22 protein-coding genes are annotated in these 26,516 nt (G+C 41.6%); 15 read left to right on the top strand and 7 right to left on the bottom strand.

Going from position 1 to position 26,516, the window contains the following annotated elements; all coding sequences use genetic code 11:
• Positions 1 to 13: 13 nt before the first annotated feature.
• The 5 genes from STRCR_RS10600 (at position 14) to ftsY (ending at position 6,684) form a co-directional block, all read left to right on the top strand.
• Complete coding sequence (locus STRCR_RS10600; protein WP_004227889.1) at positions 14 to 1,285, top strand: PTS galactitol transporter subunit IIC; 1,272 nt, start codon at positions 14 to 16, stop codon at positions 1,283 to 1,285.
• 68 nt (positions 1,286 to 1,353) lie between these two features.
• Complete coding sequence (locus tag STRCR_RS10595; RefSeq protein ID WP_004229351.1) at positions 1,354 to 2,421, top strand: zinc-binding dehydrogenase; 1,068 nt, start codon at positions 1,354 to 1,356, stop codon at positions 2,419 to 2,421.
• Between the two features lie 898 nt (positions 2,422 to 3,319).
• Positions 3,320 to 4,117: a Cof-type HAD-IIB family hydrolase gene (locus STRCR_RS10590; protein WP_004227021.1), complete on the top strand. Its 798-nt coding sequence runs from the start codon at positions 3,320 to 3,322 to the stop codon at positions 4,115 to 4,117.
• On the top strand, positions 4,118 to 4,939 hold the full coding sequence (locus STRCR_RS10585; RefSeq protein ID WP_004225405.1) for a Cof-type HAD-IIB family hydrolase: 822 nt from the start codon (positions 4,118 to 4,120) through the stop codon (positions 4,937 to 4,939).
• 62 nt (positions 4,940 to 5,001) lie between these two features.
• Complete coding sequence (ftsY, locus tag STRCR_RS10580) at positions 5,002 to 6,684, top strand: signal recognition particle-docking protein FtsY (RefSeq protein WP_004229827.1); 1,683 nt, start codon at positions 5,002 to 5,004, stop codon at positions 6,682 to 6,684.
• 546 nt (positions 6,685 to 7,230) lie between these two features.
• On the opposite strand, the gene STRCR_RS10575 is transcribed toward ftsY, so the two are convergent.
• From STRCR_RS10575 to STRCR_RS12430, 3 genes are read right to left on the bottom strand one after another with little or no spacing between them, the layout of a single operon-like run.
• Positions 7,231 to 8,043, bottom strand: coding sequence for a TIGR03943 family putative permease subunit (locus tag STRCR_RS10575; protein ID WP_004226217.1), 813 nt, complete (start codon positions 8,041 to 8,043; stop codon positions 7,231 to 7,233).
• A gap of 1 nt (position 8,044) precedes the next feature.
• Positions 8,045 to 8,947, bottom strand: a complete 903-nt coding sequence (locus tag STRCR_RS10570; protein ID WP_003048814.1) for a permease — start codon at positions 8,945 to 8,947, stop codon at positions 8,045 to 8,047.
• 5 nt (positions 8,948 to 8,952) lie between these two features.
• The gene (locus STRCR_RS12430; RefSeq protein WP_004226523.1) at positions 8,953 to 9,081 is read right to left on the bottom strand and encodes an SPJ_0845 family protein; all 129 of its coding nucleotides are present in this window, start codon (positions 9,079 to 9,081) and stop codon (positions 8,953 to 8,955) included.
• Positions 9,082 to 9,677: 596 nt separating this feature from the next.
• Between STRCR_RS12430 and STRCR_RS10565 the strand changes: the two genes are divergently transcribed.
• The 3 genes from STRCR_RS10565 to metG all read left to right on the top strand — a co-directional run bounded on the left by STRCR_RS10565 (position 9,678) and on the right by metG (position 14,334).
• Positions 9,678 to 10,859: a hypothetical protein gene (locus STRCR_RS10565; RefSeq protein WP_004228790.1), complete on the top strand. Its 1,182-nt coding sequence runs from the start codon at positions 9,678 to 9,680 to the stop codon at positions 10,857 to 10,859.
• 246 nt (positions 10,860 to 11,105) lie between these two features.
• Positions 11,106 to 12,116, top strand: a complete 1,011-nt coding sequence (locus STRCR_RS10560) for a PB1 domain-containing protein (RefSeq protein WP_004227026.1) — start codon at positions 11,106 to 11,108, stop codon at positions 12,114 to 12,116.
• A 211-nt stretch (positions 12,117 to 12,327) separates the two neighbouring features.
• On the top strand, positions 12,328 to 14,334 hold the full coding sequence (gene metG / locus STRCR_RS10555) for a methionine--tRNA ligase (protein WP_004227384.1): 2,007 nt from the start codon (positions 12,328 to 12,330) through the stop codon (positions 14,332 to 14,334).
• A 664-nt stretch (positions 14,335 to 14,998) separates the two neighbouring features.
• Here the strand turns inward: metG and lrgB are convergent.
• The 4 genes from lrgB to STRCR_RS10535 form a co-directional block, all read right to left on the bottom strand.
• The gene (gene lrgB, locus STRCR_RS10550; RefSeq protein WP_004227909.1) at positions 14,999 to 15,724 is read right to left on the bottom strand and encodes an antiholin-like protein LrgB; all 726 of its coding nucleotides are present in this window, start codon (positions 15,722 to 15,724) and stop codon (positions 14,999 to 15,001) included.
• A 1-nt stretch (position 15,725) separates the two neighbouring features.
• Positions 15,726 to 16,190, bottom strand: a complete 465-nt coding sequence (locus tag STRCR_RS10545) for a CidA/LrgA family protein (protein ID WP_004229776.1) — start codon at positions 16,188 to 16,190, stop codon at positions 15,726 to 15,728.
• A gap of 157 nt (positions 16,191 to 16,347) precedes the next feature.
• Positions 16,348 to 17,082, bottom strand: coding sequence for a LytR/AlgR family response regulator transcription factor (locus tag STRCR_RS10540; RefSeq protein WP_004225806.1), 735 nt, complete (start codon positions 17,080 to 17,082; stop codon positions 16,348 to 16,350).
• Positions 17,063 to 18,814 carry a LytS/YhcK type 5TM receptor domain-containing protein gene (locus tag STRCR_RS10535; protein ID WP_004225449.1) on the bottom strand — a complete coding sequence of 584 codons (1,752 nt, stop codon included), beginning with the start codon at positions 18,812 to 18,814 and terminating at the stop codon, positions 17,063 to 17,065. Before STRCR_RS10535 ends, STRCR_RS10540 begins: the two co-directional genes overlap by 20 nt.
• Positions 18,815 to 20,231: 1,417 nt before the next feature.
• Between STRCR_RS10535 and STRCR_RS10530 the strand changes: the two genes are divergently transcribed.
• The 7 genes from STRCR_RS10530 (at position 20,232) to STRCR_RS10500 (ending at position 26,506) form a co-directional block, all read left to right on the top strand.
• A complete protein-coding gene (locus STRCR_RS10530) occupies positions 20,232 to 21,239 on the top strand; it encodes a uroporphyrinogen decarboxylase family protein (RefSeq protein WP_004226911.1) in 1,008 nt (335 codons plus the stop codon).
• Positions 21,240 to 21,254: 15 nt separating this feature from the next.
• Positions 21,255 to 22,112, top strand: a complete 858-nt coding sequence (locus STRCR_RS10525; protein ID WP_004227854.1) for a transporter substrate-binding domain-containing protein — start codon at positions 21,255 to 21,257, stop codon at positions 22,110 to 22,112.
• 10 nt (positions 22,113 to 22,122) lie between these two features.
• Entirely contained in the window at positions 22,123 to 22,815 is a 693-nt protein-coding gene (locus STRCR_RS10520) for an amino acid ABC transporter permease (RefSeq protein ID WP_004229043.1), read from the top strand.
• Positions 22,816 to 22,825: 10 nt separating this feature from the next.
• Positions 22,826 to 23,500, top strand: coding sequence for an amino acid ABC transporter permease (locus STRCR_RS10515; RefSeq protein WP_004227804.1), 675 nt, complete (start codon positions 22,826 to 22,828; stop codon positions 23,498 to 23,500).
• A 9-nt stretch (positions 23,501 to 23,509) separates the two neighbouring features.
• Positions 23,510 to 24,265 (top strand): amino acid ABC transporter ATP-binding protein, encoded by a 756-nt coding sequence (locus tag STRCR_RS10510; RefSeq protein ID WP_004225896.1) that lies wholly within the window; start codon positions 23,510 to 23,512, stop codon positions 24,263 to 24,265.
• 656 nt (positions 24,266 to 24,921) lie between these two features.
• Positions 24,922 to 25,335, top strand: a complete 414-nt coding sequence (locus STRCR_RS10505) for a hypothetical protein (RefSeq protein ID WP_004227790.1) — start codon at positions 24,922 to 24,924, stop codon at positions 25,333 to 25,335.
• A 535-nt stretch (positions 25,336 to 25,870) separates the two neighbouring features.
• Positions 25,871 to 26,506 (top strand): SAP domain-containing protein, encoded by a 636-nt coding sequence (locus STRCR_RS10500; RefSeq protein ID WP_003048843.1) that lies wholly within the window; start codon positions 25,871 to 25,873, stop codon positions 26,504 to 26,506.
• Positions 26,507 to 26,516: the final 10 nt, after the last annotated feature.

Here is a 26,516-nt window from a genome sequence, read left to right as displayed (position 1 = left end):
GAGGAGGAAAATTATGAGTACATTAACAAATATAGTTCAAGGTATTCTAAATATGGGATCTAGTGTAGTCCTTCCCATTATTATTTTCATATTGGCAATGGTCTTTAGAGTACCTGTGAAAAAAGCTATTACCTCAGGCTTAACCGTAGGTATTGGGATGTTAGGTATCAATCTCGTATTGGGCTTATTATCTGATAATGTCGGACCAGCGGCTCAGGCAATGGTCGAACGGATGGGCCTTAATTTAACTGTTGTTGATGCCGGTTGGCCCGCAGTTTCAGCTGCAACATGGGCTCAGCCAATTGCCGCAGTGATGATTCCGGTTATCTTAATTGTTAACTTGGTAATGTTAGCCTTCAAGTGGACAAAGACATTAAATATTGATATTTGGAACTATTGGCATATGAGTGCTGCGGCCGCAACGGGTTATGTTGTTACAGGTAATTTTTTCTGGGGAATCCTTTGTGGTATTGCTTATACCATTATTGTTCAAATTGTCGCTGATAAAACTGCTCCTTATGTTCAAGAATATTATGGATTAGAAGGGGTAGCCTTTACCACCGGTTCTGCACAGGGATATGGCTTGATTGGTATCCCAGTTGCTTGGCTGGTCAGTAAGATTCCAGGCATCAAAAATTTACATGTAGAGCCTGAAGCTATTCAAAAGAGATTTGGTATTTTTGGAGAACCAATGATTATGGGGATAATTATTGGTATCGTCCTATCCTTGCTGGGGGGCTACGATATTACGAAAACCCTGCAAACAGGGATGGCTATGGGAGCTGTCATGTTTATCTTGCCACGTATGGTAAAAATCTTGATGGAAGGATTGATCCCTATTCAAGAAGCTGCGCAAGCCATGCTGCAAAAACGTTATGAAGGCCGTGAAATTTTCTTGGGAATGGATGCCGCTTTGGCAACCGGTTCACCAGCTGCCCTGTCTACAGGTCTCTTAATGGTGCCTATCACCTTGTTTATCGCAATCATTTTACCAGGAAATAGGGTACTCCCATTTGCCGATTTAGCAACCATTCCATTTTTTGCAGCCTTAGTTGTACCAACGCGCAAAGGTAACATTCTTCATTCGGTTATTTCTTTGACGGTGGTTATTACTCTGGCTCTGTGGATGGCAACAGATTTTGCTCCAGTGCTAACCCACATGTCCGAAGGAATTGTTAAGTTCCCTAAAGGGGCTGCTCAAGTTTCTAACTTTGATACGGGGGGTAACGTTTTAAACTGGATTTTCTTGAAATTGTCACAATTGCTAAAGTCACTAGTTGGCTGATAGTTTAATCTTTATGAGGAACGGTTGGTTAAGTTGAGAAATATTGTTTAATCTATGGAGGAATCAAAATGAGTATTGCTAAAAAAATGAAAGCTGTATTAAAATCGGAGCCAGGTTATGATCACATGTCACTTGAAGAAATAGACGTTCCAGAAGTTTACGGGGACCGTGTCTTGATGAAAGTGGCTTACACTGGTATTTGTGGTACAGATATTCATACCTTTAAAGGAGAATATAAGAACGCTGTGACACCATTAGTTCTAGGTCACGAATTTTCCGGTCAGGTCGTTGCTGTAGGGGAAGATGTGACAACAGTGAAGGTTGGAGACCGCGTAACAAGTGAAACAACTTTTGACACATGTGGTAAGTGTGTCTATTGCCGAAATAAAGAGTATAATCTCTGTGAAAATAGGTCGGGTATAGGGACGAAAGCTTTTGGCAGCATGGCTAATTACGTACTAACCAGGGAAGAAAGTGTTCATGTTTTGCCAGATAATGTTAGTTATCAATTGGCTGCCATGTCAGAACCATTAGCCTCCTGTGTCCATGCTATGTATCAAAAGACTCCACTAACCTTGCATGATAGTATCTTGATTATTGGCCCTGGACCAATGGGACTTCTTTCCTTACAGATTGCGAAGGAGATTGGCGCCTTTACAATCGTATCGGGTACGACAAAGGATGAAGACCGCTTAAAAATTGCGAAGGAGCTAGGAGCAGATATTGTTGTAAACACGCAAAAAGAAGATTTAGAGTCAATCGTTAAGAAAGCTACCAATGGCGTCGGGTTAGATATCGTATACGATTGTTCAGGTGCTATACAAGCTGTTAATGCCGCCTTGCCGCTGCTGAAAAAAGGAGGCACTCTCCAACAAGTCGGACTGTTTGCAAAAGATTTAAATGAAATGGACCAACGGACAATTATTCAGCATGAGGTTAATTATATTGGTTCACGTTCCCAAAATCCTTTTGATTGGGATATTGCAATCCATCTAGAAAGCAAGGGAGCTATTAATACTGAAAAAATGGTGACGGCTGTTTATGATTTAGAGCATTGGCGAGATGCTTTCGAAGCCATGATGGCAGGAAAAGAATTAAAAGTGTTGATTGCTTCTAACCCAGAAGAACTTTCCTAGCTTTGATAATACCGTATTATTAGGATTTAAGGTTATTAATGATAAGTTTGGGACAGGCAGCCATGATGACTTCGCCTCCACCGACAAAATAGTGTAATCTATGAAGCTTACGTATAAAGGGATCTCAAACTCTTTTACTAGTGAGTTTAGTCAGTTTTGTTCCGCAGATACTAAACCAATAACAACCACCAGTTTATCCATACACTGGTGGTTTTAAGGTGTTTAAATAACCTTGATGATACCTTTCGCATCAAAAAAATGTTTCAAATGTCCCAGCGCAAAGGTCATCCAATTCCTGACTGATTTGTTCCATGATTGACTCGACTGTTCCTCTATCCTGGCCCTCAATCACCTAGCAGATCCCTGTTCGATACTGGCGTTATCATTATTGCCCTACAGATTAGATTAATAATCAGAGGAACAATTACACGAAAATAATACAGCAGGTGTTATTGCAGAGCTGATGATGTCCGAATGAAATTTACTATAGACTGTTTCAAAATAACTAGTCACTCCGACAAATTCCTCGTTACTTTAACTTATCCGTCTGCCTAAAACCTGCGCCTTTAAAACGTCCTTGCTTTGGGTAAAAATCTTCTATACCCTCAAAATTAGCCGTCAATACGATAGATTTTCTTGCTTTCCTTCATTTAACTCAAGGCTGTTTGAACAGCACTAGCAAGTCATTGATGGTTGCCAGAAAAGCAAAAATTATTTGATCAAATATGTATTAGTTGGTAACAAAAAGATAACAAATATCTGACAATAATGATAAGTTTCTCACAGATTTCTCAAAGGGCAGAAAAAAACGGGAAATTCTGTTACAATAATTGTAAGTGATTTTTAAGCCCGCTAGGACTGGTTTCTAACCAGTTGCTAGTTTAGTTGGGAGAAGACTGTGTCAAAAATAAAATTAATTGCAACAGATATGGATGGAACCTTCCTCAAGGGAGACGGCAGCTATGATAGGGAGCGTTTTAGCCGGCTTCTACCCAAGCTGAAAGAGCAGGACATCCTTTTTACAGTAGCTAGCGGTCGAGCTATGATTGCTTTGGAAAAGGTTTTTGCTGGTTTTGAGCAGGATCTGGCCTTCGTTGCAGAAAACGGTTCTTTTGTCCTTTATAATGATCGGGTCCTTTTTGAAGCTAAGATGGAGTCGGATTTTTATTTGAAAATTACGGATTTACTAGATAGCCTGCCTGATTTAACGGGGTATATGCTGTCTGGTCGCCGGGGGGCCTATGCCTTGGAAACTGTTTCTGATGAGTATATTAATTTTGCTAAGGATTATTATGAAAATGTCCAGCGGGTTTCTAGTCTGGCTGATGTTTCTGACGATATTTTTAAGATTACGGTCAATTTCACTCAAGAGACCATTCATCAGCGGGAGGCTTGGCTAAATCAGCATCTGGATGGTGCAACAGCTATGACAACTGGCTTTGAGTCCCTGGACATTGTCCTATCCAATGTTGATAAATCAACAGGGCTAGCCGCTATGTGCCAAAAGCTTGGACTAGCTCCAGATCAAGTGCTGGCTTTCGGTGATAATATGAATGATTATCAGATGATGGAATTTGCAGGTCAAGCAGTCGCAACAGCTAATGCCAGACAAGAAGTAAAGGCGATCTCTAATCAGGTTATCGGTCATTGTAACGAGGAATCTGTTATATCTTACATGGAAGGACTTGTAGAATAGATGTCGGGTATTAAACTATTAGCTCTAGATTTAGATGGCACTCTTTTTAATAGCAAGAAGGAAATTAGCTTGGAGAACCGTCGTGCCTTAAAGGAAGCCCACGATAAGGGAATCAAGGTTGTGATTACAACAGGCAGACCCCTTGCTGCTATTGGGAATCTCTTGGCAGATCTGGATTTAGTCAGTTCAGAAGACTACAGTATCACCTTTAATGGAGGTCTAGTTCAACGCAATACTGGCCAAATTTTAGCCAAGCACGCTTTGACCTTTGAAGATGTTGAGAAGATTCATGCTGTCTTGGAACCGCTCGGCCTGCCGGTCGATGTCCTCTCAGAAGGAATTGTTTACAGTGTTCCCAGTCGAGATCAGAAGTCACTCTATCATCTGGCCAATCCCCTTCTGACTTTTGTCGAAATTCCTAGTCTAACTCAATTGCCTAGGGATATTGTTTATAATAAGATTGTCACCGTCTGTCCGGAAGACTATCTCGACCAAAGAATTGCTCAACTTCCAGATAGTTTGCGGCAGGACTATGAGGTCTTTAAATCACGGGAAATCATTCTGGAACTCATGCCCAAGGGCGTTCATAAGGCAGTTGGCCTGCAGCTGCTTTGCGACCGCTTAGGTGTAGAAGCCAACCAGGTTATGGCAGTCGGTGATGAAGAAAATGACCTAACAATGCTGAAATGGGCAGGATTAGGCGTTGCCATGGCTAATGGTGTCGCTTTAGTCAAGGAAACGGCTGATGTGGTAACGAGACGTACCAATGAAGAATCGGGTGTGGCAGAAGCTGTTGACCGCTATATTTTAGAAAAGTTATGACAAGCTTCTGATAAAAAAACTTGTCATGATTAAATAAAAGTAGAGAGAATAAGGAGATCTTTATGGGATTATTTGACCGCCTATTTGGCAGAAAAAAAGAGAAGCAAGAAGAAACAGAGCAAAATTTAGCAAGCTCTGAGGTTCTGGAAGACAGTGTCCAAGTTTCAGAAGAGCTAACCGTTGAAGAACAGCCATCGGATGCGGTCCAGGAGCACAACGATACAACGAATCATTCAGTATCAGAGGACCTTGTGCAGCCTCAAGATAAGACAGAAGTTATGTCGGAAGCTCCAGACCCTTCTTGGGTCAAAGATGTTCTTGACTCTGAAAATTTTATGGCAGACTACAATGCCCTCAAGTCCTCCTTAGCTGAGGATAATGATATTCTTTCAGAAGCGGTTAGGAGTTCAGAGGACACTACCAGCCAAGAAATTTCTTCGGAGGTCGCTGAGACTGCAAAAAAGTTTGAACATGAGGAGCCTGCCGATGCGCTAAAGTCACCAGAGGCGACCTCTTTAACGACTGACTACCAGCCTCAAGTAGTTTCTTCAGAAGCTTCGTTGACATCACAGTCGTCTCAAACCTACCAAGCCGCTGAAGATAAAGAAGCAGAACCAGTCCCTCAAGCGGGAGAAGCTGCCCAAGCAGCGGATGTTTCAGAAACAGCTCAGTCATCTGTATCTATAGCCGACCCAGTTCAGGAAGCGTCAGCTGTTCCAAGTCAGGAGCAGGAAAATCAATTGGATCAAGATTCAGCCAACGATTCTCAAGTACCCCAATCTGATTTGGCAGTTGATTCAGCCAGCTTATCGACTCAAGAAACGGAGCAGGAGAAGTATAACCGTAGTCTGAAAAAGACACGGACGGGACTTGGAGCTCGCCTCAATGCCTTCTTTGCGAATTTCCGTCGGGTTGATGAGGATTTCTTTGAAGACCTAGAAGAAATGTTGATCCTCTCTGATGTTGGTGTGCAGGTGGCAACTAATTTGACCGAGGATTTGCGTTATGAAGTTAAATTAGAAAACGCCAAGAAGACCGAGGATGTCCGCCGAGTAGTCATTGAAAAACTGGTGGATATCTACGAAAAGGATGGTCACTTTAACGAAAAAATTAATTTTCAAGATGATCTGACTGTTATGCTTTTTGTCGGTGTCAACGGTGTTGGGAAAACAACCTCGATTGGTAAGCTGGCTTACAAGTACAAGAATCAAGGTAAGAAGGTTATGCTGGTTGCAGCAGATACCTTCCGAGCTGGAGCTGTTGCCCAATTGGTTGAATGGGGCAATCGGGTCGGTGTGCCAGTGGTTACGGGTCCCGAAAAGGCTGATCCTGCTAGTGTTGTTTTTGATGGTATGGAAAAGGCAGTAGCTGAAGGTGTTGATGTCCTGATGATTGATACAGCTGGTCGCCTGCAAAATAAAGAGAACCTCATGGCTGAGCTGGGGAAAATCAGCCGGATTGTCAAGCGAGTTGTGCCTGACGCTCCTCACGAAACCCTTCTGGCTTTGGATGCTTCAACCGGTCAAAATGCTCTCAGTCAGGCCAAAGAATTTTCAAAGATTACCCCTTTGACCGGTCTCGTTCTAACCAAGATTGATGGAACGGCCAAGGGCGGTGTTGTCCTAGCAATTCGTCAAGAGTTGGACATTCCTGTTAAGTTCATTGGTTTTGGTGAAAAGATTGATGATATCGGTGAATTTCATTCCGAAGAATTCATGAAGGGTCTGTTAGAAGGCCTGATTTAAGTAAATTTGGGAAAGAGCTGGCCATAAGTTTTGCATGGAATTTTCTACACGGATATTCGCCAATGTTTTCTGAGAGATCAGTATTGAATTAATTCATAAGGTTTGAATAAAGTGAAGAGGGTGGGACGACGAAGTCAATTTATATAAAAAATTGACTTCTGTCCCACCCTCTAGTTTTTATGGCTCTATAACTTCTGATGAGAATTTTCCCCACTGCAGTATAGAGCCAATGAAAAAGCCTGCCGCAGAAGGGCAGGCTTTTTTGGCTACCTAATCGCAAAGATAAGGTAGTTAAAGAAGTAGTAGTTAGGATGTAATATTTACGTATCAGATCACTCTTACAGGTCAAATTAGGAAAGAATGATTACATTGGAAAAAGAATAAAAGCAATCTAGAATATAATTTATAAATCTTACACCTAAGACTAGTATAGCTCAATACTAAAAGAAGGCGATAGGAAAATCCTAGAATGATATTTTTTTGTCTTGAAATGTCAAACAATAGTATTGCTATACTAGATTTTAAGACTTTCTTAATAGTCGTGGTTTAAAAGACGCGATAAACATAAGGGTTATCAGGCTGGCTGACGGCTTGGCACTTGGATATTTTCAGGACAGGCAGGCTCTGCTTTAGAGTCTGATTATACTCAATATGGACAGTGCCGGTAGCCTGAACCCAGGTGTTATTAGAATAATGCTGACTATTGCCAGTAGTTGACAAGCCATAAACACCGGAGTCAGCTATGCAGTGGATAATCCCAAAGCGAAAGAGGAATTGATGGTCCTTTTGTTTCGGATCATTGTAAACAAAACCTGTATAGGTAATGGTTTTACCAACAAAGCGGTCTGGATAGAGATAAATCAGCTCCATTACTTCCATATAGTTTTCAGTGGTAATCTCAATCCTATCCTTGTTTAAATAAGGTTTCATTTCCTTTTGCATTTCAGTCTTGTAAGCAGCCGAGGTGAAGTAGGCTGAGGTATCTGGCTTGAGGTATTGGACGGTTGTTCCATCAGCACTGGTTCCGCCAGATGATCCCTCTGCTAGAGGGAAACTGTAGCCTTTGGCCGAAACAGTTGTTGAATTAAGGGTGACTGTTGGTACTAAAAGTCCTACCAAGACCGGAAAAACTAGAATAAAAGGGCTGAATAATTTGGCCCAGCGTCCAGTCAGGTGACTGTGGGTCTTCATCTTTCTCATCCAGATAGTCAGCTGGACAACGGCCAAAAGAAAGGAGAGGATCATAGAAATATAGGCTAGGTAGGAGTAATGAATATTGATATACTGGTTGAGCTTACCTGATAACTGTAGATACATAGTCAACTCAAAATAACCCGCTAAAATCAGAAATCGAATCATTTTATAGAACCCCCACAAGTAGACAATAGATGATAATGACCGTGCTAGAGACCCCAACAAATTGTCCAATAAATCGGACCTTGAAGGACTTGAGCATCATCAGTAGGTTCTTAATGTCAACCATTGGCCCAATCAAGAGGAAAGCCGTTACTGGGCCAATGCCAAAAGTTGATAAGAGACTGGCTCCGATAAAGGCATCGGCTTCGCTACAGAGTGAGAGAATGAAGGCCATCAGCATCATGACTAGGATGGCTAATAGAGGCGTATGCCCAACTGTTCGTAATATCTGAGTTGGAATATAAATCTGCATGGCTGAGGCTACTAGACTACCAAAAATCAGATAACGACCGGTATCAAAGAATTCGTCAACAGCATGAGCCAGAGCGTGAAAGGCCTTCTTTCCCCAACTTATCTGGCTGTAATCTCCATGTTCGTGACTGACATAGTTATCCCTTAAGATATTATCGTTGACGAAGAACCCCAACAAAATCCCCAGACTAACAGCAACAATAATAGCGCCGATTAAGCGTAAGGTCAAAACATAGAAGGAATTTCCGAAGGCTGAGTAGGTCGCAAAAAGCACGATAGGATTAATAATCGGTGCTGTAGTCAAAAAGGGCACAGCCGTATAGCTGGGCACCTTCTTTTCCAAAAAACGAGTGATGATAGGCACAATACCACATTCACAGGATGGAAAAATAAAGCCAACGAAAGTACCAAAGAGAATGCGCAAAAATTTCTGTTTCGGCAGGTATTTATTGACAATATCAGGAGTCAGATAGACTTCGATAAAACCTGATAAAATGGAGCCTAAAAGTACAAAAGGCAGCGCCTCAATGATGATGGACAAGAAGATGGCCAACCATTGGAGGACGCTGTCTGGTAAGTTTTGAAAAATTGCCATAGTATTTAGTTCTTTTCAGATTTTTTTTCATCCTTTTTAGACTTGGGATCATTCCCACCCTCAAAATCAGGGAAGCTGGCAAAACCTTCCAGCATTTTTTCAAGCTCGTCTGTTTTCTTATATTGAATAGCCATAATAATAATCTCCAATCATTAGTGTCTGACCTTATTATACTATAAAAAAGCAAGTGGAACAGCTTTGAAATGCTAAGTGGATGAAACTCATCCCTTTGAAATGCAAAATCATACATCATTGATTCCAGCTTGACATACTTTTGAAGTTCTGCTTTATTCTTGAAGCTTCAACAGATTCAGGGCATGTTTTGCGGCAATCATCTGTGCAGTAAGGAATCCTCTGGCAGTCTTGATGGGCTGCCGGAGGTTTGTGCCTAGAAAATGGCCAGCGAAAATTCCCACCAGCAGTAGCCCCCAATGAATTGTGCAAGGCGAAGCCTTCATGGCTGTTCTGTCCTACTCTCCATTCTTGCTCTCAGTCACTGCGTCTTGCCAGTAAAGCGACAAAAATACATGAGACTGAGAACTATTGTCCGTGTTACTTTAAATTATTATTATTTTTCTCTTACAAGTGATTACTAAAGAGGCTTCAAACCGGAATTTGATGCGGTAAAAGCCAGTAAAGGTCTAAAGAAAAAATTAAGATTTTCACGACGCTCTTCTTATCTATGATATAATAGAAAAAGATTAAAAGGATATAAGGATTATTGATAAAGATGAATCAACAAGAATGGATAGCTTTGTTTGAATCGGTAAATGGCCGAAAGCCAACGCCTGATGAATTAGTAGCTGCTGCCAAGGCTGGTGTCATCCCCACTCCTAAGCATGGTAAATCCAAGGCTAAAGAAGAAGTGAAACAGAAGACCTCAGTAGCTCAAACGGAACGCCCGGTCTTTTCACGCCCAGCTCCTGAAAGAGATGAATTCGGACGAAAGATTAGCTCGTCCAAACCTTCTCAAGCTGAGCGGCCAAAGCCAACCCAAACACAATCAGCTAAGGAAGCAGAACCCAAGCCCAAACAGGTTAGCTCAGCCAGCTCAACAGGTCAGACTGTCAGACGTGCCAGCTTTGGTGGGGTCCATCAGGCCCCACAGGCTTCGGTAACATCAGCCTCACAGCAAGTTGCTGAGCCAGAACGGCAAGTGAATCAGGAACCAGAAGCTACCACTAGTGGCCGCCAGACACAGCGAGGTTTTAATCAAACCAATCAGTCCTCAGTCCAGCCAGTTCAAAAGCAAAAGGCTAAGTGGCCAAAAGTCTTAGCCACTCTGGTTGCTCTCTTCTTCTTGGCCCTAGCTGGTGCTGGTGGCTATGCTTGGTGGCGTAACGATTCAGGAAATATCGAAGGAACTTGGGAACTAACCAATTGGCACTACTATAATCAAAAGAGCGGCAAATGGATTGATGCCCTCAACCAGTATGAAAAAAGTGACTACAGCTATACAGACTTTGTAACGGTCGATGGTCAAAAACATTTTCAGGAGGACTCCTTCTATTTCAGCAATGACTACAAGTCTTATCCTAATGTTTCTCTGGCCAGCTATCTCGATAATATCTATCAGGTAGACCAGTGGAACAAGGAGATTATCATTGCTCCTTCTGAAAGCAACTACAAAACTCAAGTAACCAAGATTTTAAAGCAGGACCTTAAGGGGTACTACAAAAATAATAAAGGCACCAATGTCAATAAGGACATTTCCAGTATTATTGCCGGCTACAGCTACTCTAGGATGTACTCGGTTCAAGATGATGAATTAACGATTACCACTAAGGATAAATCTGGTCGGACCATCTCCAAGGCTGTCTACAAACGCCTATCCGCAACGAAGGCCAAAGATATGAAGAAAAACTTTAAGCGCATGCAGGCTAAGTTTGAAAAGAATTATCATATCAAATAAAAGAAGGCTGAGACACCCCCCTGCTTTGTTCTAACTATTCAGAGATATGCTAGCTTGATTTAGTATAGTTTGGCAGTCTATCCCGGCCTGCCGCCTTAAGATAGAAGAGTTGCAAAGGTCTGAGTCTTAAATAGAGGAGCGAAGAAGATTGGGATCGCCATTTCAAGACGATTTACAAATTTTTATTCCATTCTCAGCCTTATTTTGTTAAAAAGAATAAAAACGAAACGGTAAGAGGGTTAAAAGATGGATTTACAAGAATGGAAAAGATTTTTTGAAGATGTTAATCACCGTCAACCCAGTCAAGATGAAGTAAAGGCGGCGATAGAGGCTGGTGTGGTATCCCCAATGGTCCATGCTTCCGAACCCTCTTTTGGCTCTGCCGGACTTCAGTCAGCCCCCTCTCAATCAGCGGCAAGAGAGCGATTGGGCCAAGGGGGGGCAGCACAATCAGCAGCCAGTAATGGTCAGCCTAGCTCTCCGACTTCTTGGCCGCCCAATCCTCAGAACAAGACCGAATTGGGTCAGAGCGTCAATCAGGCTCAGCCTCAGTTTACTGGCAATTCAGCTCCAACCATGCCAGCCTCTCCCCCTAAGAAAAAGGCCAAGTGGGCTTGGGGGATTTTGGGGACTCTTGTTGGTCTTCTTGTTTTAGTCGGCTTGGTCTTTGGCGGCTATGCCTGGTGGCGAATGGAATCCGGCAATATTGAAGGAACTTGGCAAATGACCAGCCAAAAATATTATGATGATGGTGAGTGGATAGATGCACTCAAGGAATACAAAGATCATGATTATACTTTTTCTAGCTGTATGACAGTTGATAGCCAGAATAATCTCAATGAGTACACTTATTACTACGACAACGATTTAGAGAATTATCCAATCATTTCCGTTCAGGCTTATCTCAAAAATTACTACCATGTTGATAAATGGAATAAGAGGATTACCGTTAGCCTATCCAAGTCAGATTTACGCGGAAGGGTCAAGAAGACCTTGAAGAAAAAATTCAGAGACTATTACCATTATACCAATGAGGACAGTCTTGATGACGATTTGGAAAATATTATCGAAACCTACGACAATACTATTAGTTACACAGTAGATGGTGATCGATTGGAAGTTATTACCAAAAATAAGAGTGGGAAAATTGTCCAAAAAACCAGCTATAAACGCTTATCATCCTCCAAGGCTAGTGAGCTAAGGAAAATCTTCAACAATGTTAAAGCTAAATTTGAAGATAACTACAACATTCATTAAAACGCGCAGACGAGGTCTCCTCGTCTTTTTTCATACCCAATTTTGTGATATAATAAACTGTCGTGAAGCCGGTGGTTTCAGTCAGTTGCCCGCTAGGAAAGTTTCTCGGCAGGCCAGTATAAAAAATAACAATAAAGATGGCTTGAGATTTTTCTCAAAATCCAGAAAGTCATCTGTCAACTAGTTTTTAGGTAAAGGAAGACGATAAACTATGTCTAATAAAACTTTTTATGTGACGACTCCAATCTATTATCCATCAGGCAAGTTGCACATTGGGTCTGCCTATACGACCATTGCCTGTGATGTTCTGGCTCGCTATAAACGCATGATGAATTATGATGTGCGTTATTTGACTGGGCTTGACGAACATGGTCAAAAAATTCAGCAAAAAGCCCAAGAAGCTGGCATCACTCCTCAAGAATATGTTGACGGTATGGCTAAGGAAGTTAAAGAGCTGTGGGAACTCTTGGACATTTCTTATGACCAATTTATCCGCACCACAGATGATTTCCACGAAGAAGTGGTTGCTAAGATTTTCGAAAAATTGCTAGCGCAGGGTGACATCTACCTTGGTGAGTACACAGGTTGGTACTCTGTCTCTGATGAAGAATTCTTCACGGAAAGCCAATTGGCTGAGGTCTACCGCGATGAAAATGGTAATATGATTGGCGGTGTAGCTCCATCTGGCCATGAGGTTGAAAAGGTCTCAGAAGAATCCTATTTCTTCCGCATGAGTAAGTACGCCGATCGCTTGATTGCCTATTATAAGGAGCACCCAGAGTTCATTCAGCCTGACGGTCGTATGAACGAAATGCTCAAAAACTTTATCGAACCAGGCTTAGAAGATTTAGCGGTTTCTCGTACGACCTACACTTGGGGGATTAAGGTGCCATCAAATCCAAAACATGTTATCTATGTTTGGATTGATGCCCTGATGAACTATATTACCGCACTTGGCTATGGACAGGAAAATCAGGCTAACTTTGATAAATTCTGGCACAATGATGCTAACCATGAAGTTCTTCACATGATTGGAAAAGACATCCTGCGTTTCCACTCCATCTACTGGCCTATTATGCTGATGGCTCTTGATTTGCCATTGCCAACACGCTTAGTGGCGCACGGTTGGTTCGTCATGCAAGATGGCAAGATGTCCAAATCAAAAGGTAATGTTGTTTATCCAGAAATGTTGGTCGAACGCTTCGGACTGGATCCTCTTCGTTACTACCTCATGCGTAGCCTTCCCGTTGGTTCAGATGGGACCTTTACGCCAGAGGACTATGTCGGTCGGATTAATTATGAATTAGCCAACGATTTGGGCAACCTCCTCAATCGGACGGTTGCTATGATTAATAAATATTTTGATGGCAATGTTCCTGCCTTTGCCACAGCCACTGAATTTGATGCAGACTTGGCGGCAGTTGTAGCGGACAATATTGCAGCCTACCACCAACAGATGGAAGCTATTGATTTTCCTAAGGCCTTAGAAGCAGTTTGGACCATCATTTCGCGCACTAATAAGTATATTGATGAAACAGCACCTTGGCTGCTGGCCAAGAATGAAGATCAAAAGGTTCAGTTAGCAGCTGTTTTGGCTCACTTAGCCGCTAGCCTGCGTGTTATTGCTCACCTTATCCAACCGTTCATGATGGAAACATCCAATGCCATTATGGAACAGCTGGGCTTGGGTAAAGACTTTGATTTAGAAAATCTTAGCTTGGCTGGTCTGCCAACGGACATCAAAGTGGTTAAAAAAGGAAGGCCTATTTTCCCGCGTCTGGATATGGACGAGGAAATTGCCTATATCAAAGAACAAATGACAGTCGACAAACCTCAGTCCGAAAAAGAATGGAATCCTGAGGAGGTTGAGCTTAAATCCAGCAAGAGCCAGATTAAATTTGATGATTTTGACAAGATTGACATTCGTGTTGCAGAAGTTAAGAATGTTGAGAGAGTTCAAGGTTCTGATAAATTGCTGCGCTTCCGTCTCGATGCTGGTGATGGTGAAGATCGCCAAATCCTTTCTGGTATTGCTAAGTTCTATCCAAATGAGCAAGAGCTAGTCGGTAAGAAGTTACAAATCGTCGCCAACCTTAAACCGCGTAAGATGATGAAACAATATGTCAGCCAAGGAATGATTCTCTCGGCTGAACATGAAGGCCAATTGACCCTGCTAACCGTTGATCCTAGCGTGCCAAATGGCTCTGTTATTGGTTAGAGGACCTATGCGTTAAAATAATAAAAAGGTCAGGATTTTTGCCTATCCTGATCTTTTTTATGTTACTCATTAATGATACTTTGAAAGTCAACATGAGATGTCAGTGGTACCAATTTGCCGAACTTTTGAGAGTGGGACAAACAGCCATAATAGTTTCGCCCTACCCACAAAATATTGTAATCTCTGAAGATTGCGTATAAAAGGTCTTGAATCCTATTGGCTATTTTAAATAGAGTAGTTTGCCACAGTGGATGGGAGTAAGACTTGTTAGTTACGCCAAGAAGTCTTACTCTCTGCACAGGTCATTAGGGGCTTTAGCACCAATGAACACCGCCGGTTGGAAGTCCTTTCCTTGTCTATTTTTGATTTTTTTTGAGTATGACTTTAACTAATCGCTCTAGTAAATTATCTTAGATTTTCTAGCAAGAATGTTAGGACCTGCCTTCCTCTTTTTTACAGGCTATTTTGTTAACTGGTAATATTTATTTAAGAGTAAAAATTACTCCTGCTTTATCATTCCGAGTTAGTTTTCATAATCTCCTAATAATCTATTAACCTCTAATGATATTAATCTGTTTTATTATCAGTTACCCATCCAATTATCCATTGATTTTCGATGGCAACAAAGCATAAGGTGGTAAGCGCTGTTGTTTTACCTAGCTATTTACAGGCCGGTTAGATAGCTAAAAATAGGGATAACGAAATCAACAACTAAGCCGATAATGACAACAGCAATAGCCGCCATGGCGCCTTCCAATTCTCCTAACTCTAGAGCAAATGCGGCTCCAACTGTATGACCGGAAGTCCCCAGCCCTAGACCGACGCCGATTTCACTTTTATCAAGTCGGAAGAATTTAACGAGTTTTTTACCTAGGGCATAGATAATCACAGCATTGAGAATGCAAGCCATAGCGGTAACGGCTGAATTACCTCCAATGGCGCTAGCGATGGGTAGAGCGATGGCAGTTGTTGCAGCCTGTGGCAGCATAGAAGCAGTGCTGACATGGCTGAGTCCAATCATTTTGGAAATGCTGACGATAAGGATTAAGGAAATGACCATGCCTAGCGTTAGGCTGGTAAGAATTTCCAACCAGTATTTTTTAATGGTGGCATTCTTCTTATAAAGGGGGACAGCAAAAGCGATAGTGGCTGGATTGAGGAACCAGAAAATCAAATCACCACCAGGCTTATAAGCTTGCGTGTAGAGGGTTTTAACATCGGTTCCTAATCCCTTAGCCAGTAAAATCAAGAGGATAATGCCGGCAACCATGGCAAAGAAAAGAGGTTGCAAGAGAAAGAACCCCTTGCTCTTTTTGAAGAGATATTGACCGATTGTATAGAGAATCAATGAGAAGCAAATACCGAAAATAGGTGTTTTCAATAGTTCCATTTTATTTACCCTCTACTTCCTTGGCAAATTTTTTCGATGGACGAAAATGAAATTTTTCTGCTAGGTCCGTTAAACTGACTTTCCTTAGAGATAGAATGGCACGGGTAACATAGGTAACGATAATCAGCATACCAACTGTTGATAGTCCGATGACCAGCACTAACTGTAGCCCTTCTGCCTGAAGGATATTGAGATTGGCAGCGATGGAAATGCCTGATGGAACGAACATAAAGCCAATCATGCTAATAAGGAGGGAGCCTAAAGAGTCTACCCATTCTACCTTGATAAGATGACTGCTGAGCAAGCCATACATTAAAAGGAGTCCGATAACAGTAGCAGGAATTGGCAAGGCTTTTGGCAGCAGCTCAGAGATGATTTGGGAAACCAAAAGAATGGCTGTATAGATAGACATTTGGATAAACATAGGTGCTGATTTTCTTTGGCGGGTTTCAGTCGTTTTTTTCATGATGCAGATATCTCCTTCCTTTGTTGAACGACTTTATTATAAAAGATTTTTTAGTAAACGTTTTCAATTTGAAGCCCGATTGCGAAAAAAAGAAGCTGAAATGCAATTTTCAACTTCTCAACGGCAAGATAAATTTTTGAGCTTATGGTGAATCATTTTACAAGGTAAGGTGGTTGTTTAATGCTTTTAAATAGGAGCGTCCAACAGGGAATTTTTCCCCATTAGTCATGACTAGTAAAAGAGTGTGGTTAAACCAAGGCTGGATTTCTTTAATCATTTCAAGATTGACAATGGTATTGCGGTGAATCTGTAAAAAGTTGGGAGATACCGCCCGCTTTTTAAACCAATTGAGGGGCTTTTTGACAGTATAACTGCTATCTTTAGTGCTGACGGTTAGCTCTCCATCTTCAACACTGGCTGCAACGATATCGGGTAGCTTTAAGACAACGCTGCGATCGGCTAGTGTCAAGGTCAATAATTCGACACTTTTTTGAGGCTTAACAGCAGCTGTTTCAGTTATGTTTAACTGTTGTATCTTTTGCGCTTTAGCGAGTGCTTTATCAATGCGTTCCTGCTCAAAGGGTTTTAGAACATAATCTACAGCATTACTGTCAAAAGCCTGAACAGCGTAGTCGTCGTAGGCAGTAGCAAAAACAACCAGAGGGGGCTGGGCCAGTTGCTCTAATTGATTAGCCAGAGTAAAGCCGTTTTCCTCACTGAGGGAGATATCCAGAAAAATCAAATCAATAGCCTGACGAAAGAGAATTTTTTCCGCTGAGCTAATATCTTCTGCCTCGAAAATCTCCGGTTGAGCAATCTGGGAGCTGTTTTGGATGAGGAAGCTTAATTCCTGCCGAGCTAGCTGTTCATCATCAAGAATCAGAATTTTCATGTTTATCATCTCCGATAGTGGTGTGCTTAGGGATAGTGTACCAGACAATGGTTCCCTCAGGGCCACTGTCAAAATGCAGACGGCTGATACTGCCGTAAAGGAGGGTAAGGCGATTGTTGAGATTAACTAAGGCTGTTCCTGATCCTGTACTTTCTGCGACGATTTCCTGTCCCAATTTATCAATGATAGCAGAAGAAATCCCTGTTCCATTATCCTTGACAGCTATTTTGTAGCTGTTTTGTTCATCTGTGATGGTGATAAGAATACGATTGTCAGTCTTACGATCTTTAAAAGCGTGGCGAACAGCGTTTTCAACTAAAACCTGAAGTCCAAAGGGCGGTAAAGTTATAGATTCAGGAACTGTAATGTCATAGTCCAGCTGATATTTGTCGGGGAAGCGGAGTTTTTCAATATTCATATAAGCGTCCACATGGGATTTTTCTTGCTCTAAAGTGACCTCGCGGTCTTGACCGCCCTGCAGGCTAGTTCTAAAAAAGGTACTCAGCTGCATGAGGGCGTAGCGCGCCTTGCTGGCATCGATGCGGATTAGGGCACTAATGGTATTGATAGCATTGAAGAAAAAGTGGGGGTTGATTTGGGCTTGAAGGGCCTTAATTTCAGCAATACTAGCGAGTTTATTCTGCTCCTCGGCAATGCCTATGGCCAGTTGACCTGAGAAGATTTGTGCTAAGCCTAGAGCTAAATTTTCTTCTACCTCTGTTATTTGCTTATCACCAGCGAAATACATTTTTAAGGCACCTACAGTTTTGGCGTTAATCTTGAGGGGAACGACAATAGCAGAATTGAGAAGACAGTTTTTATCGGGACAAGAGATAGATGACTTATCCAAGGCGATTTGAGATTCTCCGCTTAAGATAACACTCTTGGAGAGATCAGTTTTGACAGGCTGCCCAGAAATATGATGATCTTGTCCTATCCCGATATGGGCCAGAACATTAGTACGATCAGTCAGCCCTACGGCATCAAAGTTGGTATGAGCTTTGATAATAGTACAGACTTTGGCTGCCGATTGCTGACTCAGCCCCTGTCGAAGGTAAGGCAGGGTTTGGCGTGTTAAATCTAAGACATCACGTGTCTGGACGGCGCGCAGTTGTTGCTCATTGGAAAGATAGGTCTTAAGAATAGCCAGAAACAGGGTTGATCCTAGACAGTTGAGCAGCATCATAGGAATAACAATCAGTTTGACCAAATCCCAGCCTGTAAAGACGCCAACGAAAAGCATCTGAATAGACTCTGCCAACAAACTGATAAAAATCACTTGGGCCGTAGATGGATAGAGCCTTTTACCCCTTAGATAATCGCCGATACGGCCGCTGAGATAGCCGACCAGAGAAGAACTGATAATGTAAAAGGCGCCGGAAAAATTTCCTTGGAGGAAGCGATGAATCCCGCCGATAAAGCCTACCATCGTACCAACCAGTGGGCCGCCTACTAGACTGGCGGTTGTAATAACGAGTGTCCTAGTATTGGCCAGTGAATCTGAGTGAGAAATAGAGGTGAGAATTGGTCTTTCAACCAAGCTTCGGTCTCCTCTGATTTCGATTCCTGTCATATTAGAGATAATGACAAAAATGCCAAAGATGATCATTAAAGCAATTTTTTCACGTTTGGACCGCTCAACAATCAGCTGTCGAAAGTAACTGTTATTGACAAGTAAGAAGGCTAGGATCATAATAATTCCCAGCCTTTGGAAAAGCAGAATCATTAACATAGTGAGAGCCTCCCTTAGCTGCCTGTTGTACGGCTGTGTCTAGTCTCCATTTTACTATTAGAGAAATCTAGTCAGTGTAGATATCTTAATCCATGATAATCATACTAACGGCACTGACATCTTGAATAATTGAATTGACGAAAGAATTTGCTAGAACTAGCTTCGTTAAACGGATGCTAAATACATTCGAGGAAGAAGATGCGATAGCTAGATAATAATCATGGCTGTGATTGGCTGCTGTCCACTTTTGATGGGACACACGCGCCCTATCATTGCAGCCTACCCTTCATGTCTGCAATCTAAACGGAGACTGACTTGAGCAGATAAAACTCTTTGGCGCTACCTTTGACCACTTTACTGTAAAGGTAGTCTCTCTGCATCGCTAGTGGTAGCTTTCCTTCTGTATCAATTTTCGTTTCGCCATATCTGTGCTTGGGCCGGCAGAAAAGTGTATTCTGAGTCCACAATACCGACATTCCTATCAAAAAAGTGGATTTTTAATCGGCTTCCTCCCCGATCTTGTGCCTCTATTGTAAACGTTCTCTTTTACATTTTCAACTGGTAAATGGTTCCCATACTTTTTAAATAGGCGTAAATAAAAAGGCTAAAAAGCAATGAACCCCTTGTCTCATTAAGCATTTGCGCTAGTTGGTAGGGGGTGTTTTAGGCGATGCTCCAAAAATAGATAAAACAGAGTTTACTTAAAAAATGCAACGCTATATCGTCAAAATAAGAGATAAATGGCTTAATCAGGATTGTAGTCCTTAGAGAGATATAACGAGGGAGATTGCGCCAATGTGAGATTTTTATGAAGATGTTTAACAGTTTGGCCTTTATCCATAAGGAAAATTTATCGTGGATGATAATAAATATAGATTGGGCAGATGTTTGAAGAGATGATAAAATTAAAGCAAATTTGATAGGTATTGAGCCTGTCTATGATGTTGTGGATTCAAACTTACTTTTCTAGGTCTTTTGGTGCTTTTGTAGCAAGTAGCCTAACATTCATCATTCATAGCATTGTCCAGAGGTTTTGCGACACGACGTTTGGTTAGTAAAATCAGTTAACGGAGTTAGTGAGAAGGATAGTCAAGTCACCCTAGTGATTGGTGTTTGCTATCAAGTACGAAGCACTTAGATAACCAGCCTCTGCCGTATCTTGTTAATGGAACCCGGGACTGATTCCTTGGGAGCAATGACAGTTGATACCTTCATTACCGGCTGGTTTGATGCAGTGGGTGATTGGCTGTACTTATGTCTACGCGATAGCGTCCATCCTAATCATCATCCTTGCGGAGGCAAGACGGTGAGAGCGATTGTTCCACAATACCGATTTCTGTCTTACTCGCGATTTCTTTGTCAGTAATTTTCGCTAAAGCGAATCGTCCCTTAGTATCTTAGTAAAGGAGATAAGTTTATGGTTAATCGTAAAAAAGAGTGGGTCTTAAAGGCCTTTCATGGAGAACCTGTAGATAGAGTACCAGTTGGTTTTTGGTACCATTTTTTGCCAGAAGAAGAATTAGGACGAGGACTTAATAGCCGTGCTCTTTTTAATAAGAATCTTGAAGGGCACCGTCAATTTATCAAGGACGTTAATCCTGATTTTATCAAAATTATGAGCGATGGTTTTTTCACTTACCCTAACCCCCTGATTACTACGGACGTCTCTTCTGTCCAAGAATTAGCTGATATCCATTCTATAGGCGAGGATCATCCTTGGTTTGAACAGCAGGTGGAGTTAGTTAAAGCGATTAAGAATAGTTTCACAGAGGATATTGTTGCGATTTATAATATTTTTGCTCCTGTGACTTACCTTAAATGGCAGTTGTCTGGTCAGATAGCAAGCGGAGATACCATTATTGCGAATTTGCTGCAAGAAGATGCATCAACCTTGAAAAAAGTACTGGATACCATTGCCGAAGATATTGCTATTCTCGTCAGAAAAATCATTACCGAAGCTAATATTGAAGGGATTTATCTTAGTGTACAGTCTATTCAGGATGACAGGGTCTCTGCTGAGGACTATCGGAACTATATAGCTCCTAGCGATTTGAGGATTCTTGAGGCAGCCCGTCAGGCTGATGGTTTAAGTGTCCTTCATATCTGTGGCTATGAGGGAGCTAGTAATGATATTCGATTCTTTAAGGATTATCCGGCACAGGTTTATAATTGGGCGGTAGGTCCAGAGGGAGTTAGTCTGTCTCAGGGACGCGGGATCTTTGGCGGTAAAACCGTTTTAGGCGGTTTTGTCAATACTAAAGAAGGTCTTCTTTATCGCGGCAGTAAAGAGAGTGTACAGGCACAAGTGAAGGAGCTTTTGCAAGAAGCAGGCACAAGAGCTACGATTATTGGTGCGGATTGTACAATTCCCAGTGATATTGCCGCTGAGCGTATCGCTTGGGTCAGAGAAGCAGCTAGTTGGTAGAGTGGAGGTAAACGGATGGTACAGAAAAAATGGTTTGTGATTGGGGGGATTCTTGTTTTACTGATTGGTGGTACCTTTATTGGCCGTCAGCTTGCTGGAGATGGTACCGCTAATGGTAAAGTAACTACCTTAAAAGTGGCTCATACACAAAATTATGCGCCCTATGATTATGTTAATGACAAGGGTAAGCATACAGGCTATGAAGTTGATGTTTTAAAAGCCATTGATAAGAAGCTGCCCCAGTATAAGTTTAAATACACTGGGACGAGCGATGAAGATTTGTTAATTGGCTTGGAATCTGGAAAGTACGATATCGGAACTAAGGGAGCTTGGTATACAAAAGAGCGGGCTGAAAAGTTTATTATCCCTAAGGATGCGATTGGTGCCAGTGTCATTGGTTTTACGATTCGCAAGGAAGATAAAGAAAAATTTAAAGATATTGATTCTTTTGCCCAATCCAGTGGTAAATTAGTTCCTATTTCCCCTCAAAATGCTCAGTGGAATGTCATTGAGGACTATAACAAGAGCCATGAGGACCATCCCATAGATCTTAAAGCCGCTGAAAGTTTCACCATGGCAGATGCCTATGCTTGGGTACTGGAAGGACGCTACGATGCTTATTTTGATATAAAATTATCCTTTGAGCAAGCCGTTAAGGATAAAGACGGTGCCTACCATAAATATGCTGATCAATTGACTTGGGTTCCGTACAAAGGGATTGAAACCTACCCCTTAGTTCATCGCAATAAGTCCAACAAAAAATTTGTTAAAGAGTATGCCAAAGCTATCAAAGAACTGAAAAAGGACGGCACTTTGGCTAAATTGTCGAAGAAATATTTTGGAGAAAATGTCTTTAATTACGTGACAAAATAGGGGGAAAGCTATGGTTTCTTATACGCCGTCTTATATTTTTAAGTTTCTGCCAACGATTTTGTCTGCTTTACCTCTGACTTTGTGGGTCATTGTCCTGACCGTATTATTGGGGACGCTTCTGGGAGCCGGTTTGACTTGGGCCCAGGTCGTACCTGACATGGGACTGGCACGTTTTGCTAGAGGATATGTATTCACACTGCGCTGTACGCCACCCATTGTCTTACTCTTTCTAGTTTTTTATGGTCTGCCTGAATTTTTGGCATGGTGGCTTCATTTGGATGTTGATGGCTGGTCACGAACCATTTTTGTCGTGGTGACTATGGTTTTACTCTTTGCTGCTTCAATATCGGAAGTTTTTAAGGCAGCCTATTTAGCAGTCCCTAAGGGACAGCTGGAAGCTGGGTTAAGTATCGGTTTAACAGGTTATCAGACTTTCCGTCGCATCTTGTTACCGCAGATTTTTAGAATTGCGCTTCCTAATATGACAACAGCTGTTCTGAATTTGATGAAGGATGCGGCTCTGGCCTATACGATCGGTTTAGTGGATATTATGGGAGCAGGAAACTTACTGATTAGTCGTAATTTGGGAAACTATTCGCTAGAAACTTATACAGCCGTGGCCCTTATTTATTGGGCAATTGCCTTGGTATTATCAGTGGTCTCTAATATGATGGAACATCGTCTTGACAAGGGAAATGCTTAGAGGAGGGATTATGGATTTTAATTATATTGTTCATACATTTTTACTCGCTTTAAGGGGTGTTCCGGTTACCTTGGCGATTATGGCTGTTTCCATTTTATTGAGTTTTTTTCCAGCTCTCTTTTTGGCCTTGGGGAGGATTTATAGGATCAAAGGGGTAACCGCTTTTTCTGTTGTTTACCTAGCCTTTATTCGAGCAACACCGCCGATATTGTTAATCTTATTTTTCTACAGTCTCTTGCCTAGTGTCTTAAATACGATTTTAAAATCAAGTGGGCTTGATATTTTTAAACTTAACCCTATTTACTATGCCTTTATTATCTTTAGTCTGATGACGACGGGGACCTTATCAGAGATCTTACGTTCTGCCATTTTAACGGTTGATAAGGGACAGCTAGAGGCTGCCCAGTCTATCGGCTTGACAACAAGTCAGAGTTATATCAGAATTGTTTTTCCTCAGGCTCTACGAAATGCTCTCCCCAATCTCTGTAATTTAGTGATCAATATTGTTAAGGGAACATCTTTGGTCTTTGTTATGATGGTTAAGGATATCACAGCGATTGCTAAGGTGGAAGCAGCCCATGGCTACCAGTATTTCGAGTCTTATCTGGTTATTTTTTTCATTTATCTTATCATCTGTGGGGTGATTCAGTGGGGCTTTTCAGCCTTAGAAAAGCGGTTTGCTTAAGGAGATACTATGTTAGATATTAAAAATTTATCAAAGCAATTTGGAGATAAGACTGTCCTTGACAATGTCAGCTTGAAGGTTAATAAGGGAGATGTTGTTGTTATCTTGGGCCCCAGCGGTTCAGGAAAGACAACTTTCTTGCGTTGCCTCAACCATCTGGAAAAGGCTGACCAAGGGGTTCTTACCCTAGATAAGCAGTCCTATAATTTAGAAAATGTAAATCGTAAGGATATCCTGACTATCCGGCAAAAAACCGCTTTTGTTTTCCAGCATTACAATCTCTTCGCTAATAAGACAGCTTTAGAAAATATTTTAGAAGGTCTCGTCGTTGCAAGAAGGATCCCCAAGGAACAGGCGGAAACCATAGCTCTGGGAGCTTTGGAGAAGGTAGGTTTACTGAGCTATAAGGATTATTATCCCAGTCAGCTGTCTGGCGGTCAGCAGCAGCGTATTGGCATTGCGCGTGCTATTGCTGTCAAGCCTGATGTTATCTTTTTTGATGAACCGACGTCTGCTCTGGATCCGGAGCTGATTGGTGATGTTTTAGATGTTATGAAGCAGTTGGCTGAGGAAGGAATTACCATGATTGTAGTGACACACGAAATGAGTTTTGCTAGGGATGTCGCTAATCATGTTGTCTTTATGGATGGTGGACATATTATTGAATCAGCAGCCCCTAGGGAGTTTTTCTCCTCTCCTAAAGAAGAGCGAACGCGTCGTTTTCTGGCTCGTATTTTATCAGACGCTAGGTATACTGTTGAGTGACAATTGTTTCCTGTTAAGACTTGCTGTAATGTAATACCTAAATGTAAAAGTCGATAAACCTAAGGCTATTTGAATTTTTTACTGCGATCACAGCAGCCAGCTATTATGAAAAACAGGCTTCAGCTGGTATACGAGGTAGAGGGACTTATGTCTAAGAAAGCTACGCTTATTTTCCTGACTGCATATTTTTAGACGTTTCAATTGTAGGAGCGTCTATTTTTTTGCTCTTTTGTGCCCTTGGATGTGAATAACTGTGCGATTACTGCAGTATTTAAGCGGCTTGGTGTCTTTTGTGTATTGTTTTTTTGGGAGGAACTGATTATACCAACTCAATTTCTAACTTAAGAGCTATTGGACTTTTTAGCCTTACACTAAGTCAGAAAAAAATGAGAAAAGTGGGTTAGTAGTACAATACTGATAGCTGTTAGAATGGCGGAGGGCCAAAATTTCTGAAGGGTAGTTAGTCTCTTGAGCTGAAAAATTCTCCATTTCGAAATCGAACGTTAGATTTTAGTTTTTCTTTCCTTGAATTTTTTTGTGTCTGATATTGTCTTAGCAAGATACGGAAGTTATCTCAAAGAAAAACTTTAAAAAATCTTAAATTGTGTTATAATAGTGCTGTTAGAAAAATAGTGTCTACTTGAAAGGAGTTTATGATGAAAAAAAGAACTGCACTATTAGTAAGCCTCTTAACCACTGCCCTTTTAATCTTGGCTGGTTGTGGCATCAGTAAATCAGATTTACAAGGAGAGTGGCAAGTTCAAGACTCTGCTGGTAATAATATGACGATGACAGTCACAAGTAAGTCTTTGAAGGTGGATGGCGATAGCATTACCTATAAATATGCCGGTAAGGGAACAATTAACGGTAATCGTTATCTGAGTATTACGGTCAAAGGTGAAGACTATACAATCTTTTTCCCTGAAAAGGATAAGAAGACGGCTCTCATGATTCAGCCTACTGATAATGATGATAAGCTGAAAGGGGAATTAGTCATGGTGATGAATAAAACCAAAAAGCCTGATTATGAAGACTATGCCAAAAAATATATGAAAGGCATTGATAAGTAAAGAAATTTTTAGATGCTGTTCGCAAGAGTCTGGGCGAAAATTTGTCCAGTATTTCTGTTGTGGAATAAACTCTTGGCGCAGTACTTGGGAGCAAGACTTGTTGGATAGGCCAAAAAGTCTCACCTCCGCACAGTTGATTAGGATGGCCGCTAACAATTGCGGAGTAGTTAAACAGTCCAGTGGACTGTTTAAGGGGGTGTTTGAAAATGGGACTGCACCCCAAGATAAGGACTCCCAACCACTGCGTCAAACTGCTATTACTGCAAAAAAATAGAAGGCTGGGATACTTTTCCCAGCCTTAATGAACCAATGCTGGCTGGTTTTCCTTTTGCCACAAGGCCAAAGCGGAAAACTTAAGCAAATGTGATGATAAACATCGTCCATATTATTTCAAACCTCACAAGGTCTGGGAGAGACCTTTTTATAAAAGTCACCACTTTAAAACCAGAACGTGGTGGGAACTAAAATTTTTTATTTTTGGGTTGATTCCATTCCCTTTTGTTATAATGAAGGTGATGAATCGGAGGTATTAATTATGGTGCAGAGGCCTGAATTTAGCCCTGACTTGAGCGCTGAGGATTTTCTTTCCTATTATTGGTATAAGACAGAGCTAGAAGCTATTTGCCGTGATTATCAATTACCCAGCTATGGGACTAAAGCTGAGTTGACAGCCTATATTGAGCAATTTTTGCAGGGCAAATCAGCTAATCAGATTAAACGAGTGAGACGAGCCAAGTCCGGATCTGGTTTAAAGGCTGACCAGATTAGCCCAAAGACCAAACTCCTAGACAGTGGTTTTAAGCTGAATAAGGAAGCCCGTCAGTTCTTTGCCAACTACTACGGTCTAGAAAAATTCACCTTTAAAAAAGTCATGGCCATTAAGTTAAGAGAGGTGGAGCGGCTGGAAGACAAGGAAGCGACCGTTGCAGATTTGATGGCAGTCTTAGAAAATCCCCAGTTAGTTTCACAGGAGACACCAGAGGAAAAATCTTACCAGTGGAACCGTTTTGTCAAGGATTTTCGTCAGGACCCCATGTCGCAAGCCTATCAGGAGCCAATGAAGGTTGCAGCCCTTCTTTGGCAAAAGGTTAAAAACTCTCAAGATGAAAAAGTTTATACAAGTCAGCTTTTGGTCGATTATAGGTCTGAGCTGGTCAAGTATTTGAAATAAGGAGGCAGCT

The organism is Streptococcus criceti HS-6 (genome assembly GCF_000187975.2).
Lineage (GTDB): Bacteria > Bacillota > Bacilli > Lactobacillales > Streptococcaceae > Streptococcus > Streptococcus criceti.
The sequence above is the reverse complement of the archived record's forward strand: the minus strand, read 5'-3'. Positions and strand labels throughout refer to the sequence as shown.